Origin of the sequence: Bacillus gobiensis, from assembly GCF_001278705.1 — a bacterium.
Classification (GTDB): Bacteria; Bacillota; Bacilli; order Bacillales; family Bacillaceae; genus Bacillus; species Bacillus gobiensis.
The window spans coordinates 3418214-3433769 of record NZ_CP012600.1 but is presented as its reverse complement, the minus strand read 5'-3'; the positions used below and the strand labels follow the sequence as shown (position 1 = coordinate 3433769).

13 protein-coding genes and 1 pseudogene are annotated in these 15556 nt (G+C 40.4%); 9 read left to right on the top strand and 5 right to left on the bottom strand.

The genetic code is table 11. The annotated features are described in order from the left end of the window. Positions 1-2: 2 nt before the first annotated feature. Complete coding sequence (locus AM592_RS17175) at positions 3-1196, top strand: alpha-D-ribose 1-methylphosphonate 5-triphosphate diphosphatase (RefSeq protein WP_053604936.1); 1194 nt, start codon at positions 3-5, stop codon at positions 1194-1196. A 231-nt stretch (positions 1197-1427) separates the two neighbouring features. Here the strand turns inward: AM592_RS17175 and ahpF are convergent, their stop codons facing one another. The 3 genes from ahpF to AM592_RS17160 form a co-directional block, all read right to left on the bottom strand. Beyond that, entirely contained in the window at positions 1428-2957 is a 1530-nt protein-coding gene (gene ahpF, locus AM592_RS17170) for an alkyl hydroperoxide reductase subunit F (RefSeq protein WP_053604935.1), read from the bottom strand. Between the two features lie 12 nt (positions 2958-2969). After that, complete coding sequence (gene ahpC, locus AM592_RS17165; RefSeq protein WP_053604934.1) at positions 2970-3533, bottom strand: alkyl hydroperoxide reductase subunit C; 564 nt, start codon at positions 3531-3533, stop codon at positions 2970-2972. Positions 3534-3888: 355 nt separating this feature from the next. After that, positions 3889-4191 (bottom strand): DUF5634 family protein, encoded by a 303-nt coding sequence (locus AM592_RS17160; protein ID WP_053604933.1) that lies wholly within the window; start codon positions 4189-4191, stop codon positions 3889-3891. Positions 4192-4513: 322 nt separating this feature from the next. Here AM592_RS17160 and AM592_RS17155 point away from each other — a divergent pair, with 322 nt between their 5' ends. Beyond that, on the top strand, positions 4514-5977 hold the full coding sequence (locus tag AM592_RS17155; RefSeq protein WP_053604932.1) for a protein adenylyltransferase SelO: 1464 nt from the start codon (positions 4514-4516) through the stop codon (positions 5975-5977). A gap of 68 nt (positions 5978-6045) precedes the next feature. On the opposite strand, the gene AM592_RS17150 is transcribed toward AM592_RS17155, so the two are convergent. Continuing rightward, a complete protein-coding gene (locus AM592_RS17150) occupies positions 6046-6924 on the bottom strand; it encodes a LysR family transcriptional regulator (RefSeq protein ID WP_053604931.1) in 879 nt (292 codons plus the stop codon). A gap of 115 nt (positions 6925-7039) precedes the next feature. On the opposite strand from AM592_RS17150, the gene AM592_RS17145 reads away from it, so the two are divergent. Further along, positions 7040-8059: a YeiH family protein gene (locus tag AM592_RS17145; protein ID WP_053604930.1), complete on the top strand. Its 1020-nt coding sequence runs from the start codon at positions 7040-7042 to the stop codon at positions 8057-8059. A 51-nt stretch (positions 8060-8110) separates the two neighbouring features. Here the strand turns inward: AM592_RS17145 and AM592_RS17140 are convergent, their stop codons facing one another. After that, positions 8111-8983, bottom strand: a complete 873-nt coding sequence (locus AM592_RS17140) for a GNAT family N-acetyltransferase (RefSeq protein ID WP_053604929.1) — start codon at positions 8981-8983, stop codon at positions 8111-8113. 394 nt (positions 8984-9377) lie between these two features. Here AM592_RS17140 and AM592_RS17135 point away from each other — a divergent pair, with 394 nt between their 5' ends. The 6 genes and pseudogenes from AM592_RS17135 to AM592_RS17110 form a co-directional block, all read left to right on the top strand. Next, positions 9378-11318, top strand: a complete 1941-nt coding sequence (locus AM592_RS17135) for a BglG family transcription antiterminator (RefSeq protein WP_053604928.1) — start codon at positions 9378-9380, stop codon at positions 11316-11318. 162 nt (positions 11319-11480) lie between these two features. Next, positions 11481-11789 (top strand): PTS sugar transporter subunit IIB, encoded by a 309-nt coding sequence (locus AM592_RS17130; RefSeq protein WP_053604927.1) that lies wholly within the window; start codon positions 11481-11483, stop codon positions 11787-11789. Positions 11790-11807: 18 nt separating this feature from the next. Continuing rightward, entirely contained in the window at positions 11808-13172 is a 1365-nt protein-coding gene (gene celB, locus AM592_RS17125) for a PTS cellobiose transporter subunit IIC (RefSeq protein WP_053604926.1), read from the top strand. A 13-nt stretch (positions 13173-13185) separates the two neighbouring features. Further along, positions 13186-13515 (top strand): PTS lactose/cellobiose transporter subunit IIA, encoded by a 330-nt coding sequence (locus AM592_RS17120; RefSeq protein ID WP_053604925.1) that lies wholly within the window; start codon positions 13186-13188, stop codon positions 13513-13515. After that, entirely contained in the window at positions 13512-14840 is a 1329-nt protein-coding gene (locus AM592_RS17115) for a 6-phospho-beta-glucosidase (protein WP_053604924.1), read from the top strand. The genes AM592_RS17120 and AM592_RS17115 overlap by 4 nt, the downstream gene beginning before the upstream one ends. A gap of 410 nt (positions 14841-15250) precedes the next feature. Continuing rightward, a pseudogene (locus AM592_RS17110) lies at positions 15251-15556 on the top strand (oligo-beta-mannoside permease IIC protein); the annotation flags it as partial.

The following is a 15556-nucleotide window of genomic DNA, read 5'->3' as shown; positions in this document are numbered from 1 at the left end:
GAATGGACATTATAAAACGCATATGTAATGGGAAAATTGTAACGCCAAATGAAATTATCGAGAATGGAACAATCGTGATAGAAGGCAATACGATTGTAAATATTGAGAGAAATAAAATCTCTCCAGTGGACTTAAATGACATTGACGCCGCTGGGATGTGGGTATTCCCCGGACTAATCGATAGTCATAGTGATGCGATCGAGCAAGAAATACAGCCAAGGCCAACGAGTGTCATGCCTGTTTCCAGTGCATTCTACGAATTGGAAAGAAAATTAGCAGGTCAAGGGATTACTACCATGTACCATTCGTTAAGTTTAAATTATACAGAAAGCAATGGGAATTGGGTACGCCGTAATCATAACGTTGAAGCCATTATTAAGAAAATTCTTGAGTTGACGAAAGAGCAATCATTAATAAGAAATAAGATACATCTTCGTTATGAACTTAGAAATATTGAAGGCTATCCAGTCGTTGAAGAGTTACTGAAAAGGAACCTCATTGACCAGGTGTCCTTTATGGATCACACTCCCGGCAAAGGGCAGTGGCATGATATCGAGATTCAGAAAAAGAAGTTTATGAAGCAGTTAAATCTAACTTCTGAAGAAGCGGATCTCCATATTTTAGAACTGCAGCATGATACAAATCTGAATTTTGATGCTATTAAAGACTTGGCAGACCTTGCTTATCAAATGGGAATTCCGCTTGCTTCCCATGATGATGATACGATTGAAAAAATAAAAATGCTGGAAACATGGAAAGCGGCAATTAGTGAATTTCCAATTTCTTTAGAGATTGCTGAAGAAGCAAGAAGAAGAGGCTTTTATGTTGTCGTAGGCGCTCCAAATCTCCTTTTAGGCGGGTCACATAATAAGAATCTATCCTCTTTCGAAGCCATACAAGCAGGACTAGTCGATATTCTTTGTTCGGATTACTACCCTGGATCCTTATTGCACGGAATCTTCTATTTATATAATCGCGGCCATGATTTAGTCGATGCTGTAAAGCTTGCTACTCTAAATCCGGCAAAGTCATTAGGTTTAGCAGATTTTACAGGCTCCATTGAGATAGGAAAGCGGGCAGATATCCTAATAATCGATGATGAGAAAAATCAGCCGAAGCTACATAAGACGATCCTTGATGGTGAGGTCATTTATCAAATTCAGTATCGGAATTTAGAAAAATCAATCGTGAAATAATACCATTATGAAGCTTTTAAAAATGATAGAAGTAAGACGACGTGCCTTGTTCATCGCCAGCATCTGGCCACTGCTGGAAAGGTGTAGGACCGGATGACGTTTCCTGAGCCGATTTTCTGATTTAATGCGTTTGGAGAAGAAAAGAAAGTCACTATACTACCGGTCAGCTGCATAGCGACTTTCAAACATGGTTTATTTTTAAAGAAGTCAGAGAGATCATTCTACGATCCATTAATTTCGGATCAGATAGTCAAATGCTCCTAAAGCTGCGTTAGCTCCAGATCCCATCGAAATAATAATCTGATTATACGGACCATCTGTACAGTCACCTGCAGCAAACAATCCAGATACGTTCGTAGCTCCATGCTTATCTATTACAATTTCACCGATGCGATTGCGTTCAACGGTCTCGGCTAACCAATCTGTATTTGGCACAAGCCCGATTTGAACAAATACACCTTGTAATTCGATATGCTTCTCTTCTTCTGTATCACGCTCAACATAGGTAATACCATTTACATTATCTGTACCAGTAATTTCTTTTGTTTGAGCGTTCTTAATGACAGTTACGTTAGGAAGGCTGTACAGACGTTTTTGTAGGACATCGTCAGCTTTTAGCTCTGGGTTAAACTCAATAACAGTTACATGCTTCACAATACCTGCGAGATCAATTGCTGCCTCAATACCAGAATTACCGCCGCCAATTACCGCTACGTCTTTTCCTTCAAATAATGGACCGTCACAGTGAGGGCAGTATGCGACACCTTTGTTTTTGAACTCTTGTTCACCAGGCACGCCAACATTGCGCCAACGAGCACCTGTTGAAACGATGACACTTTTACTTTTTAGTACAGCGCCGCTTTCGAGTTCAAGTTCAAAAAGATCTTTCTTTTCGATACGGTTGGCACGCTGTAAATTCATGACATCAATATCGTACTCTTTCACATGCTCTTCAAGGCTTGCAACGAGTTTAGGACCTTCAGTACGCTTCACACTGATAAAGTTCTCAATGCTCATCGTGTCTTGGACCTGACCGCCAAACCGTTCAGCAACAATGCCTGTACGAATACCTTTGCGCGCCGCATAGATCGCTGCACTTGCACCGGATGGGCCGCCTCCAACAACAAGCACATCGTATGGATCTTTATTAGAAAGCTCTGATGCATCCGCACCTTTACCCATCTTGGCAAGAATTTCTTCAAGTGATATACGGCCGCCACTGAAGAATTCACCATCTAAGAAAACCGATGGTACTGCCATGACATTTTTGCTTTCTGCTTCTTCTTTGAACGCCGCACCATCAATCATCGTGTGCGTAATGCCAGGATTGAGAATGCTCATCACGTTTAGTGCTTGTACAACGTCAGGGCAGTTGTGGCAGCTAAGGCTGATGTAAGATTCGAAGTGGTATTCACCGCTAATGTTTTTAATTTGATCAATAACGTTCTGATCAACCTTTGGCGCTCTTCCGCTAACCTGCAGCAAAGCTAATACTAATGAAGTAAATTCGTGGCCTAAAGGAACACCGGCAAATGTGACGCCAGTATCTTCGCCGACACGATTTACACTAAAGCTCGGCGTTCTCGTTAATTGTGTTTTCTCAACTGTAATTTTAGATGACATGGAAGCTAGCTCATCAACGAGAGCTAGCATGTCATTTGATACGTTATCGGAGCCAGTACTTACTTTCAGCACTATATCACTTTCAAGTAGTTGAAGGTATTGATTTAATTGTGCCTTAATATCTGCTTCAAGTACCATTTACCGCACTCCTTATAACTTTCCTACAAGATCAAGGCTAGGCTTAAGTGTTTCAGAACCTTCCTGCCATTTAGCCGGGCAAACTTCACCTGGATTATTGCGAACATACTGTGCTGCTTTAACCTTGTTAACAACAATACTTGCATCACGGCCAATGCCACCTGCGTTAATTTCAGCAGCTTGGATGATACCGTCTGGATCGATGATAAACGTACCGCGATCAGCAAGACCTTCTTCTTCGTTTAGAACATCGAAGTTGCGAGAGATTGTTTGAGATGGATCTCCGATCATGGCATATGTAATTTTGCCAATCTTTTCTGAAGAATCGTGCCATCCTTTATGTGTAAAATGAGTATCTGTTGAAACGGAATATACTTCAACTCCAAGTTCCTTCAAAGTAGCATACTCGTTTTGTAAGTCCTCAAGCTCAGTAGGGCAAACGAAAGTAAAGTCAGCTGGGTAAAAACAGAATACACTCCACTGACCTTTTAGAGTCTCGTCAGTAACATCGATAAACTCACCATTTTTGTAAGCTTTTGCGTTGAATGGTTTTACTTCAGATCCGATAATAGACATAATAAATCTTCCTCCTAGATGTAGTTTGAGAAATAACATAAAGTGAATACTTTAGTTATCTATAATTATTCTAATTACATATTTATTATTAAGTAGGATTTGTTTTTTGTCAAGAAAAAATATAAATTTGTTTTTTGTTTTTATATTGAATGCAATAGATTAATAATAAGTCCCGAAATGGAATGCTTGGTCCGGTTAGAAGGAGAAATGGTAGATTCGTATTAGTACATAAACTCAGTCACACTCTAAGTGAGTGGATGGAAATTGTAAAGGTCAATAAACAGGTAAAGGGAAGAGACATTTTAATAATTTTTCTCTTTCCCTTTATATAACTAACCAAAAGGTGAACAAGACTCTAAATTTCGCGAAATATACTTTCTAAATCCTTGTATCCTCTAACATCATCCCTCTTTGGATCGTCGGATTCTACCGTCCACTCTTTATTAATAGGAGCTAACTCTCCATTGTTGTTTTTTATATAGGGGATATGGATATGAAAGGTTTTACCGTCTTTTTTAACTGTATAACCCATATAGTATCGTTCAGCTTGTCCTTCTTCTTCAAAAATGCCGACATTTTCTATACCGAATTTATCTATATAATGCTCAAATGACTGTTGTAATTCATTAATAATTTGTTCTCTTGATAAATAATCCATCAATTTTGCTCCCTTCCTAATAAAAATCATATAGTTAATATGTCTCTCTCTGTTTTTATTAAACGTTCAACATCATAAAAAGTCAGGATTAATTTAACAAAAAACTCGAATATTTGGTAAAATTATTTCAATTAACTTGATAATGAATTACCGACAATTGACTTACTCAAGCACTTTCTTTGATGGAAAAGGTATAATAAATTAGCAGAAGCAAACATTAAAAAAAGTTGCAATGTGCTTTATAGAATGTGAAAAACGTTTATGATTTCTGTTTTCATATAAAGGGAAAACAATAAAAGACAAGAAAATCAAAGGAGGAACCATGACAAAAAGTAAACAAACAGAATGGAACTTCGACAACACCTACGCCCGCCTGCCAAAATCATTTTTTTCCGACACCAACCCAACTCCTGTAAACTCACCAGAACTCGCCATTTTCAATGATCAATTGGCAGAGTCTTTGGGTTTAAACGCAGAGGCACTAAATACCGAAGACGGCGCGGCGATGTTTGCTGGAAACGAGATCCCAGAAGGGGCTTCGCCTCTTGCGCAAGCTTATGCGGGGCATCAATTCGGGCACTTTACGATGTTGGGTGACGGACGCGCGGTGCTCTTAGGGGAGCAGATTTCGCCTAAAGATGAGAGGTTTGATATTCAGCTGAAGGGGTCAGGCAGAACGCCTTTTTCTCGCGGGGGTGATGGTCGGGCGGCGCTGGGGCCGATGCTTCGCGAATACATTATTAGCGAAGCGATGCATGCGCTTGGTATTCCTACCACCCGCAGTCTGGCAGTTGTGACAACTGGTGAGCCAGTCATCCGTGAAACCGAGCTACCTGGTGCCATACTAACCCGTGTGGCTGCCAGTCATCTCCGCGTTGGGACTTTTGAATACGCGGCGAGATTGGGCAATGTAGAAGAGCTTCAGGTTCTGGCTGACTATGCAATCAAGCGTCATTATCCAGATATTGAAGATAATGAAGACCGATATCTTTCGCTTCTTGAAGAAGTGATCAAACGTCAGGCTGAGCTTATTGCCAAATGGCAGCTGGTTGGTTTTATTCATGGGGTGATGAACACTGATAACGTGACGATTAGCGGAGAAACGATCGATTATGGACCTTGTGCCTTTATGGATACTTATGATCCGGAAACAGTGTTTAGTTCCATTGACGTTCAAGGCCGTTATGCTTATGGCAACCAGCCATTGATTGGCGGATGGAATCTTGCACGATTTGCTGAGACGCTTTTGCCGCTTTTACATGAGAATCAGGATCATGCTGTCGAATTGGCTCAGGAAAAGATTTCAGACTTTAGCAACCTCTATCAATCCCATTGGCTCAAGGGAATGAGAGCAAAACTGGGGTTATTTAACGAAGAAAAAGAGGATGAAGCGCTTATAAATGATCTTCTCAGTATGATGAAGGAGCATCGGGCGGACTATACCAACACCTTCCGAGCTTTAACTTTTGAAAAACACGATGATACAGCCCTGTTTGGGATCCCGGAATTTACTCAGTGGCATGAGCGCTGGCATGTGAGACTGAGCAGACAACAGGAATCGAAAGACTCTGTCAATCAATTGATGCAAAACAGCAATCCTGCAGTTATCCCGCGGAACCACCGGGTAGAAGAAGCATTAGAAGCCGCAGTGGAAAATGGAGACTATAGCGTGTTGGGAAAGCTGTTGGATGTTCTTTCAAAGCCTTATGCTCACTCCGCCGAACAGGAAGAATACTGTGCAGTTCCTAAGTCAGCAGCCCCTTACCAAACTTTTTGCGGTACCTGATAGAAAGAACTTTACTATTACCGAATGCAGCCCTCATGGCGGCATTCTTTTTTATTGAGAAAAAGCCACTACTCAGCTTGAAGCACATTAATAAACGTCTCAACACTTCTTTTATTTTTCATGATGGGCAAATAAACATAAGATAACGTTCGGGTAAAGGTTTGGTTTTTTAATGGAATGATGGAGAGATCCCCGGATTTTACTTCCCTTTCTATTACACTATTGGACAAAAGAGATAGTCCCATCCCGTTAAGAATGCATTCTTTTATTCCTTGACTGCTGCTGATCGTAAGAATTGATTTTACTTTTAACCCATTTGAACGGATAAAGTGGTTTAAATATTCTCGTGTGCCTGAACCTTCTTCTCTCGTAACCCATTCCCTGTTGTGAAGGTCAGCCGTTGTCACTTTTTTCTGATGAGCAAGCGGATGATCGTTGGAAGATACGATGGACAGCTTATCTTCCATAAATGGATGGACTGACACTTCTTTCTCATCCGTTTGTCCTTCAATTAAACCAATGTCTACTTTAATCATTCGCACGTATTGAACAATCTCGTTTGTATTTCCAATGACCACTTTCAGGGTAAGCTGCGGGAAGTCTTTTTGAAGCCGAGACAGAAAAGCAGGCAAAATATACTCTCCGATTGTAAAGCTGGCCCCAATGATCAATTCTCCCTGTACATCATTATGATGGACTAAGATATCTTCTTTCGTCTGTTCATACATCGTAATCATTTGCTTGGCGCGATTGTACAAAATTTCACCGGTAGGCGTGATTTGTACGGATTTAGGAGACCGTACAAACAGCTTCGTTTGAAATTCCTTTTCTAAATTTTTTATATGCAAGCTTACACTCGGCTGTGAAATATGAAGGATTTCCGAAGTCTTTGTGAAATTACCCACTTCTACCAGGGTGACGAATGTTCGTAAAGCATCGTAATACACGTTCACTCCTCCTTATTATTAGTGAAACTAATAATAACAATCATTTATATATATTTCACTAATGATTATTCCTTCTATAAAGTATAAAGGGAGAACACAAAGGAAGTGAACGAACATGGGTAAGGCGATCGAAAGTGTCAAACCACATATATCGATTCCTAATATGAAGGGGACAGGAATTACATTAGTGATCGCGTTAGCCGCTATGTATTTATCTCATTTTCCTTTTTTATCAATGATGGGCCAATTGGTCATTGCCATATTATTAGGAATGATTTGGAGGGCAGCATTTGGCCTTCGTGAGAATCTTCAGCCGGGCGTAGCTTTTTCCAGCAGGAAGCTATTAAGGATGGGAATTATTTTATTAGGAATGAGAGTCAATGCAACGGACATTTATCATGCCGGAAGCAGCGTGTTTCTGCTTGCAGTTATTGTGATCGCATTTGCTCTTATTGTTGTTTATGGATTAACTCGCATGTTTGGAGTGGAAAAGAGATTAGGGATTCTTACGGCTTGCGGAACGGCTATTTGCGGGGCAGCAGCCGTAGTGGCCATTGCACCGCAAATCAAGGCAACGAAAGAGGAAACGGCAATAGGGGCTGCTGTTGTTGCTATATTAGGTACATTTTTCACATTGGCTTATACAGTCATGTATCCCATTTTGAATTTATCCCCGACCGGATATGGAATATTTGCTGGCGGAACATTGCATGAAATCGCTCACGTGATTGCAGCCGCAGAGCCTGATGGTGCTGCAGCAGTTGATATGGCAGTCGTCGTAAAACTAACAAGAGTGGCATTATTGGTTCCTATCGCATTAATCATTGGTTTTTTCATTCAAAGAGGCAGTAAGGAGAATACCAAGTTTACCTGGTCCGCGGTTCCATGGTTCATATTTGGATTTCTTGCGATGAGTATGTTCAATATGCTCGGAATTGTTTCTGAGTCGGCCGCTGGCATTCTTGTTAAGATCGCTTATTTGTTAATCGGAATGGCCATGGCCGGACTAGGGATGAATGTCGAAATAAAAGCATTTCGAAAAGCAGGAATTAAAGCTTTTGGAGCAGGCCTTATCGGATCGGTGCTTTTAGCGGGGGTAGGGTATGGTTTAGTGTTTTTATTTCATTTGAATTGACCGCGATTCGTTAGATAAATATTTCAAACTCTTTCGCTTCCCTTCCAGCTCTTAACCAAAAATTTGTGCAGCAATCCCGAATAATGTTTTGTTTCTAGGTGGCAAAGTAACAGAATTGATTACCATTATTGGGGGTTGATTCACTTTAACAAATCCCCTTTTCTTCAAAAATAACATAAACTCATCTTTACCTGCTGGCACATCAATTCTTAATTTCCCCTGATACTCTGAAGATAATTTATCTATTAGAAGTGATGCTGTTTGGTGGTCAGATGCTACAATAGGACCTAATATAAGATTTATTGGTCCTAGAATGGAAAGTCCGTAACCTATAATTGTTCCATTTTTATCTTTTACAACAAAACACTTTTCAGACTGTTTTATTCTATTCATAAGAAAATGACTTCTTCTATCTCCAAAGGCTTCCTCATCAAGCTTAAGAATGTTATTAAAATTAACTCCATTAAACTCTTCAATGATAACATCACTGTTATTCAACGGTTTAGTAGTATCTATATAGTTTTCACAAAGATACTTATGAACACTATCAGCAGTTTTAAAGCCCATTTTTTCATATAAGGGTTTTCCTTCTTCTGTTGCAATTAGCATAATAGAAGTGTCTTTAGAAACACTTTCTATACATTTCAATGTAGCTGTTTTCCCTAAGCCCAAGCCTCTATATTCTTTATTAACAATGACCATTCCGATTGAAGCTAAATTAGTATCGTAAGGAATTATTGCAGCACTTGAGACGATGTGCCCCTCAGTATTTTTATGTCCGAATATTTTACCAGATGACATAACAGTCCCGATTTCATGTTCATCATAATCCCAGCCAACTGATGCGGAAAGTTTAATTAACCCAGGAACATCATTATGATCATATTGGACTAATTCTGATATTGTTTTACCGTATTTCACCATTAAGATGTCTCCTTCTTTATTTATCAATCTTTATAGAAAAAAGGCTGATTTAAAAGATTTGATTCAAACTTAAGACTCTTTATTGTTAAGTTACTATTATACAGTTTGGCTGGTGTTGTTGTAGCATATTATACAATATGGTATTGGCTATAGCTGAAGGGAAATATAGTTATAGGCCTATGAAAACTTTAGCTATTTATTTTACTGAATCACTGCTTCAATGATTTTTTCAATAGCGAGCCTTTCCTTCAGACCGATACTTTACTCATTAGTGCAGCAAAAACAAACGCAGCTCGATTGAAAAATGTTTCGTTGACGAATGAAACAATTTAGCACAAGATATTTATAGTTACTAGAATTAGCTTCCTAGATAATTAATGTGGAGGGAATCGGTATGCTGCATTCTCGGATGATTTCTATTTTGCAAGAACTGATGGCAACCTCGTCAACTGTGACAAGCGAGCATTTGGCGAACATCAATCAAGTTACATCTAGAACGGTTAGAAATGATATGAAGGAATTGGACCGATTGCTTTCTGAACATGGAGCTGCCATTCATTCTGTTAGAGGAACGGGCTATGAGCTTAAGATTTTTGATGATCGATCTTTTTATAAGCTATTAAAAGAAGAGACTCACTTTTTCAATCGTGGGATCATCCCAACTCTCCCGGAAGAGCGTACACAGTATTTAATCAGGCGTCTACTTCTTGCTGATCAATATATTAAGCTTGAGGACTTAGCCGATGAATTGTATGTCAGCAAATCGACCGTCCAAAATGATTTGCGGGAAATCAAGAAAACGTTTCAAAACTATGGAGTTGTCTTGGAAAAACGACCCAATTACGGGTTGAAAGCAAAAGGGAATGAGTTGAAGCTGCGCTATTGTATGGCGGAACATATTTTTAATCGACGGGAAGTAAAATCAAATTTGTTTGATGAGCGGATTTCAATTTTGCCTTCAGATGAAATATCGGCCATCCGCCATCATATTCTGGAGCATATAAAAGCTACTCACATTACATTATCGGATATTGGCCTGAATAATTTGATTATTCATATCGCGATTGCATGTAAGCGCATACGAAATGAGAATTATGTGTCGATCTATCCGGATGATCTAAAAGACATCGTCAAGCAAAAGGAATATGAAGTCGCAGTTCAAATTGTAAAAAGCATTGAATACGATCTACATCTTGTTTTTCCGGAGGCAGAGACAGCTTATATTGCCATTCACCTCCTGGGTACTAAACTAGCAAGCTATAAGAGTGAAAAAGAGTTAGAGCTTCAAAGCTTTATTGGTCAAGATATCTATGATCTGACAAGGACGATACTAGAAACCATTGAAAATGAGTTAAAACTTGATATTAAAAATGATCAAGAGCTTCTTACGGGTTTGAGCCTCCATTTAAAGCCTGCCATTAATCGGTACAGGTATGAGATGAACCTCAGAAATCCGATGCTTGATGAAATCAAAGCAAATTATCCTTTAGCATTTGAAGCTGGAATTCTTGCGGGTATGGTGTTAAAAGAAAAATTAGGAATTGAAATGCACGAAAATGAAATTGGCTATCTTGCCCTGCATATAGGAGGGGCGATTGAAAGGAAAAAAATAAGCAATAAGCCAAAGCGATGCATTATTGTTTGTGCATCTGGAGCAGGAAGCGCAAGGCTCCTGCATTATAAGCTGAAGTCTAAATTTGGGACGAGCCTTACAATTTTGGGAACGACACCGTATTACAAGCTAAATCAGATGTCGCTCGATTCCCTGGATTTTATTGTGACTACGATTCCCATTTCTGAAGCTCTGCCTTTGCCGGTTATCGAAGTAAATACGATTTTGGGCGGAAATGACCTGGACAAGGTAGAATCGTTTATCCATAAGATAGAAGACAAACCTTTCGAATATACAAAAGAAAAGTTAGTATTTCTCCAGCAAACCTTCGACACAAGGGATGAAGTACTGAATTTCTTAGGCGAGCAGCTCGAGCAATTAGGACTCGTAAGTGAAGCGTTTATTGATTCTGTTTTTGAAAGAGAAGCTGTATCGCCTACATGTTTTGGCAATCTGACAGCCATCCCCCATCCGATCATGCCGCAGTCGGACACAACGTTTTGGGCAATTTGCACGTTGCAAAAACCAATTGAATGGGCGGATAAACGAGTCCAATTTGTCTGTTTGTTATCCGTTGAAAAAAACACCGACGCTGATTTGCAACACATGTATGACTTGTTGGGGGGCATCATCGATGATGTATCGCTCGTCAAGCGTCTATTGAAATGTAAAACCTATCCGGAGTTTATTTCGATGTTTCAAAAAAAACAATCCTGTGTGTAAAGCCGGGATTGTTTTTTAATCTTTTTCCGCAGTCAAAGGAAAAAGATTGTGTGTAAATGTAAGCGTTATTATATTACGATTTGAATAGAAAGAAACATGAAGCCCAAGCATTTTACTATGGCGGGCTGACATATTTTCTACTATCTATTGGAGGGGATACAGATGAATATTTTACTATGTTGTGCAGCAGGAATGTCGACCAGTTTACTCGTAACAAAGATGGAAAAAAGCGCTCATGAACAAGGTGTGGACTGTAAAATTTGGGCTGTTCCGGGAGATGCCGTCAGAAAACATATCGATGAAGCAGATGTGTTATTGCTTGGACCGCAAGTAAGATATTTGCTGCCGCAATTAAAAAAATTAGGAGAGGAAAAAGGGGTTCCTGTCGATGTCATTAATTCGGTCCATTATGGGACTTGCAACGGCGGTGAAGTTTTAAAATATGCTAACCAGCTAGTTGCAGTAAAGTAAGCAAGGGGAGTGTTCTCTATGAATAAAGTAAATCTCTTTTTAGAAAATAGAGTAATGCCCATTGCTGGCCGGATAGCAGGACAAAGGCATTTATTGGCATTGCGTGACGGTATTGTTCTCACAATGCCACTTATTATCGTCGGCTCTCTATTTTTAATCTTAAGCAATTTGCCAATTCCGGCTTATTTAGACATGATGGCCCGTTTGTTTGGCGACGAGTGGTCTGTGAAGCTGTCCTACCCGGTTGGCGTGACATTTGACATTATGGCCCTTGTTGCCTGTTTCGGAATTGCCTATCGCTTAGCGGAACGATACGAGGTCGATGCATTGTCATCAGGCGCAATTGCCGTTGCTGCCTTTCTGTTGGCAACTCCGTACGAGGTTCCGTTTTTACAGGAAGGTTCCGACACTCCGATTATGGTAGACGGGGGAATTCCAGTCGTATTGATGGGCAGCCAAGGTTTATTTGTGGCGATGATCATCGCTCTTTTCTCGACTGAAGTATTCCGCTTTGTGATTAAAAAGAATATTGTCATCAAGATGCCGGACGGAGTGCCTCCAGCGGTAAGCCGGTCATTTATTGCTCTTATTCCCGGTTTTCTCATTATTACGATCATATGGATCTTGCGTTTAATCGTTGAGCAAACCAGTTTTGGAAATTTGCATAACGTTGTCGGTGATGTGCTGGGACAGCCAATGAGTGTACTTGGAGGAAGCCTCATCGGAAGTTTAATTGCCATGTTGATTATGATGGTCCTTTGGGCTTGCGGGTTGCACGGATCGAATATCGTTCTTGCCGGGATTATGGCTCCGATTTATTATGCGGCCATGGATGAAAACCGCTTAGCCTTCCAAAGCGGAGAAGAGCTGCCGAATGTTTTCACACTACAGTTCTTTGAAGTATGGATTAATGTGGGCGGAAGCGGGGCAACATTGGCTCTTGTGGTGGCGATGGTCATCTTTGCGAAAAGCCAGCAAATGAAGTCGTTGGGAAGACTCGCTGTTGGTCCGGCTTTCTTTAACATCAATGAACCGATTATCTTCGGGATGCCGATTGTCATGAATCCGTTGCTGTTAATTCCTTTTATTTTTACTCCGCTTGTCACTATTGTTACGACGTATATTGGCATGTCGACCGGATTAGTCGCTAAGCCTGCTGGTATCGCGGTACCTTGGACCATGCCGCCTATCGTCTCTGGATACTTGGCAACAGGAGGAAGCATATCGGGTGCTATCTTGCAGGTGTTCAATTTCTCCATATCGTTAGCGATTTATTATCCATTCTTAAAAATGTGGGATAAGCAAAAAGTAAAAGAAGAAAATGCTTCTGAAGAGACAAGTGATATATCAGTAGAAAAAACTCAGGAAGAACGAGTGATGTAAGGAGGAACATGAAATGGAAAACCTACAAGAACAGATTTTTCAGCTTATTCTTCATGGCGGGAATGGAAAAAGCTTAGCAATGGAAGCGATTACTTCAGCTAAAGGAGGAAAATGGGCTGATGCAAGAGAGAAACTCGATCAAGCATCAAACGAGTTGAATAAAGCACATTATATCCAAACATCATTAATCCAAGGAGAAATCAAAGGAGAAGCCGCTGAAATTTCTCTCTTAATGATTCATGCCCAAGACCACTTAATGAATGCAATGACAGTGAAGGATTTGGCTACAGAATTTGTTGAGTTGTATGAAACGATAAAATTATCAGGAGGAATCAGCTTATGAAACAAGGAATTAAAATCGTAACCATTGGCGGAGGCTCTAGCTACACCCCTGAACTTGTCGAAGGATTTATTAAAAGATATGAAGAGCTTCCAATCAGCGAACTTTGGCTTGTCGACGTGGAAGAAGGAAAAGAAAAATTAGAGATTGTTGGTAATCTGGCGAAGAGAATGGTGAAAAAATCTGGTCTGCCTATCGATATTCATCTGACTCTCGATCGAAGAGAAGCGTTAAAGGATGCTGACTTCGTTACTACTCAGTTCCGAGTAGGATTATTGGACGCTCGTTCAAAAGATGAACGCATCCCTTTAAAATACGGAGTTCTGGGCCAGGAAACAAATGGACCTGGAGGCCTATTCAAAGGTCTTCGCACCATTCCTGTCATCCTGGATATTTGTAAGGATATTGAAGAACTGTGCCCGGAAGCGTGGTTAATTAACTTTACGAATCCTGCCGGAATGGTAACCGAAGCCGTGTTACGCTACAGCAATATCAAAAAAATCGTCGGCTTGTGTAATGTGCCAATCGGTATGGAAATGGGCATCGCAAAGTTATTAGACGTAGACCATTCCAGAATCCGCATTGATTTTGCAGGTCTTAATCATATGGTATACGGATTAAATGTGTATCTCGACGGAGTCAGTGTCAAAGACAAAGTAATGGAAATGCTGAGAGATCCAAATAACAGCAGTTTTGTTAAAAATATTGACGGGCTGGGCTGGGAACCTGAATTTACCAAAGCATTAAACGTATTAACGTGTCCTTACCATATGTATTATTACAAGACACAGGAAATGGTAGAAAAAGAAATTGAAAACTATGAAAAAGGGGAAACAAGAGCGGAAGTTGTTAAAAAACTTGAAAAAGAATTGTTTGAACTTTATAAAGATCCGAATCTAGACATTAAGCCGCCTCAGCTTCAGGAACGAGGAGGCGCGTATTACAGCGATGCAGCAGTAAGACTTATCACCTCTATATATACGGATAAAAGAGACATTCAGCCGGTAAATACGATGAATAACGGTGCAATCGCAAGCATTCCAAATGACTCTGCAGTGGAAGTCAGCTGTATCATTACGAAAGATGGTCCAAAGCCAATTTCGATTGGAGATCTTCCTGTTCCTGTAAGGGGGCTTGTCCAAACGATTAAATCATTCGAACGTGTCGCGGCAGAAGCAGCGGTAACCGGAGATTACGATAAAGCGGTTATGGCACTGACGATAAATCCGCTGGTCGCTTCTGATAAACTAGCAAAACAAATCGTCGATGAAATGTTGGAAGCCCATAAAGATTATCTACCGAAGTTTTTTAAAACAGTGGAAGCGTAACAAAGAAAGCCTGCAAGGATCATGATCCTTGCAGGCTTTTTAATTGCTTAGGAAACGATAAAATCTGGAACCTATTGAAAACCCCCCACATGACAAGTGGCTAAATTGCGAATTTTATTGCAGCGGACGTTTTTTTAAATAGGAATAATCGGCAGTACACGAGGAAGGCGAATGATTTCGCATCTGGGCACAAAAAAAGCGAAAGTGGTCGCAATAAATTCGGAAGAGGGCACAATAAAATGAAAACTGGTCACAATCATTCCCGGAATGGGCAGAAAAACCCGGAATGTGCGTCATCTCCAAGCCGCTGAACTACTTCCAGCGGTCGCTTCTCAAATGAGCACCGATGAAAACGGGCAGTACACGAGGAGGGCGAAAGATTTCGCATCTGGGCACAAAAAAAGCCGAATGTGGTTTTTATCCTTGCTCCGCTTGCAGCAACAACAGCAACCTATTTAGCGATGGATTTTGGCTGGGTAGCCAAACCAGCTGGTATCGCTCTTCCTTGGACGATCCCTCCGATTATTGGAGGGTACTTGGCTACAGGCGGAAAAATTTCTGGTGCAGTCATGCAGCTGGTCAATATAGGAATATCCCTGATGATTTACTACCCATTCTTTAAAATGTGGGATAAACAAAAGATGATAGAAGAGAACGCTGCTGTGGAAAGCGTGGAAGTGATGCAAGCAGAGGAAAAAACGGCGTTGAAAGGGTAA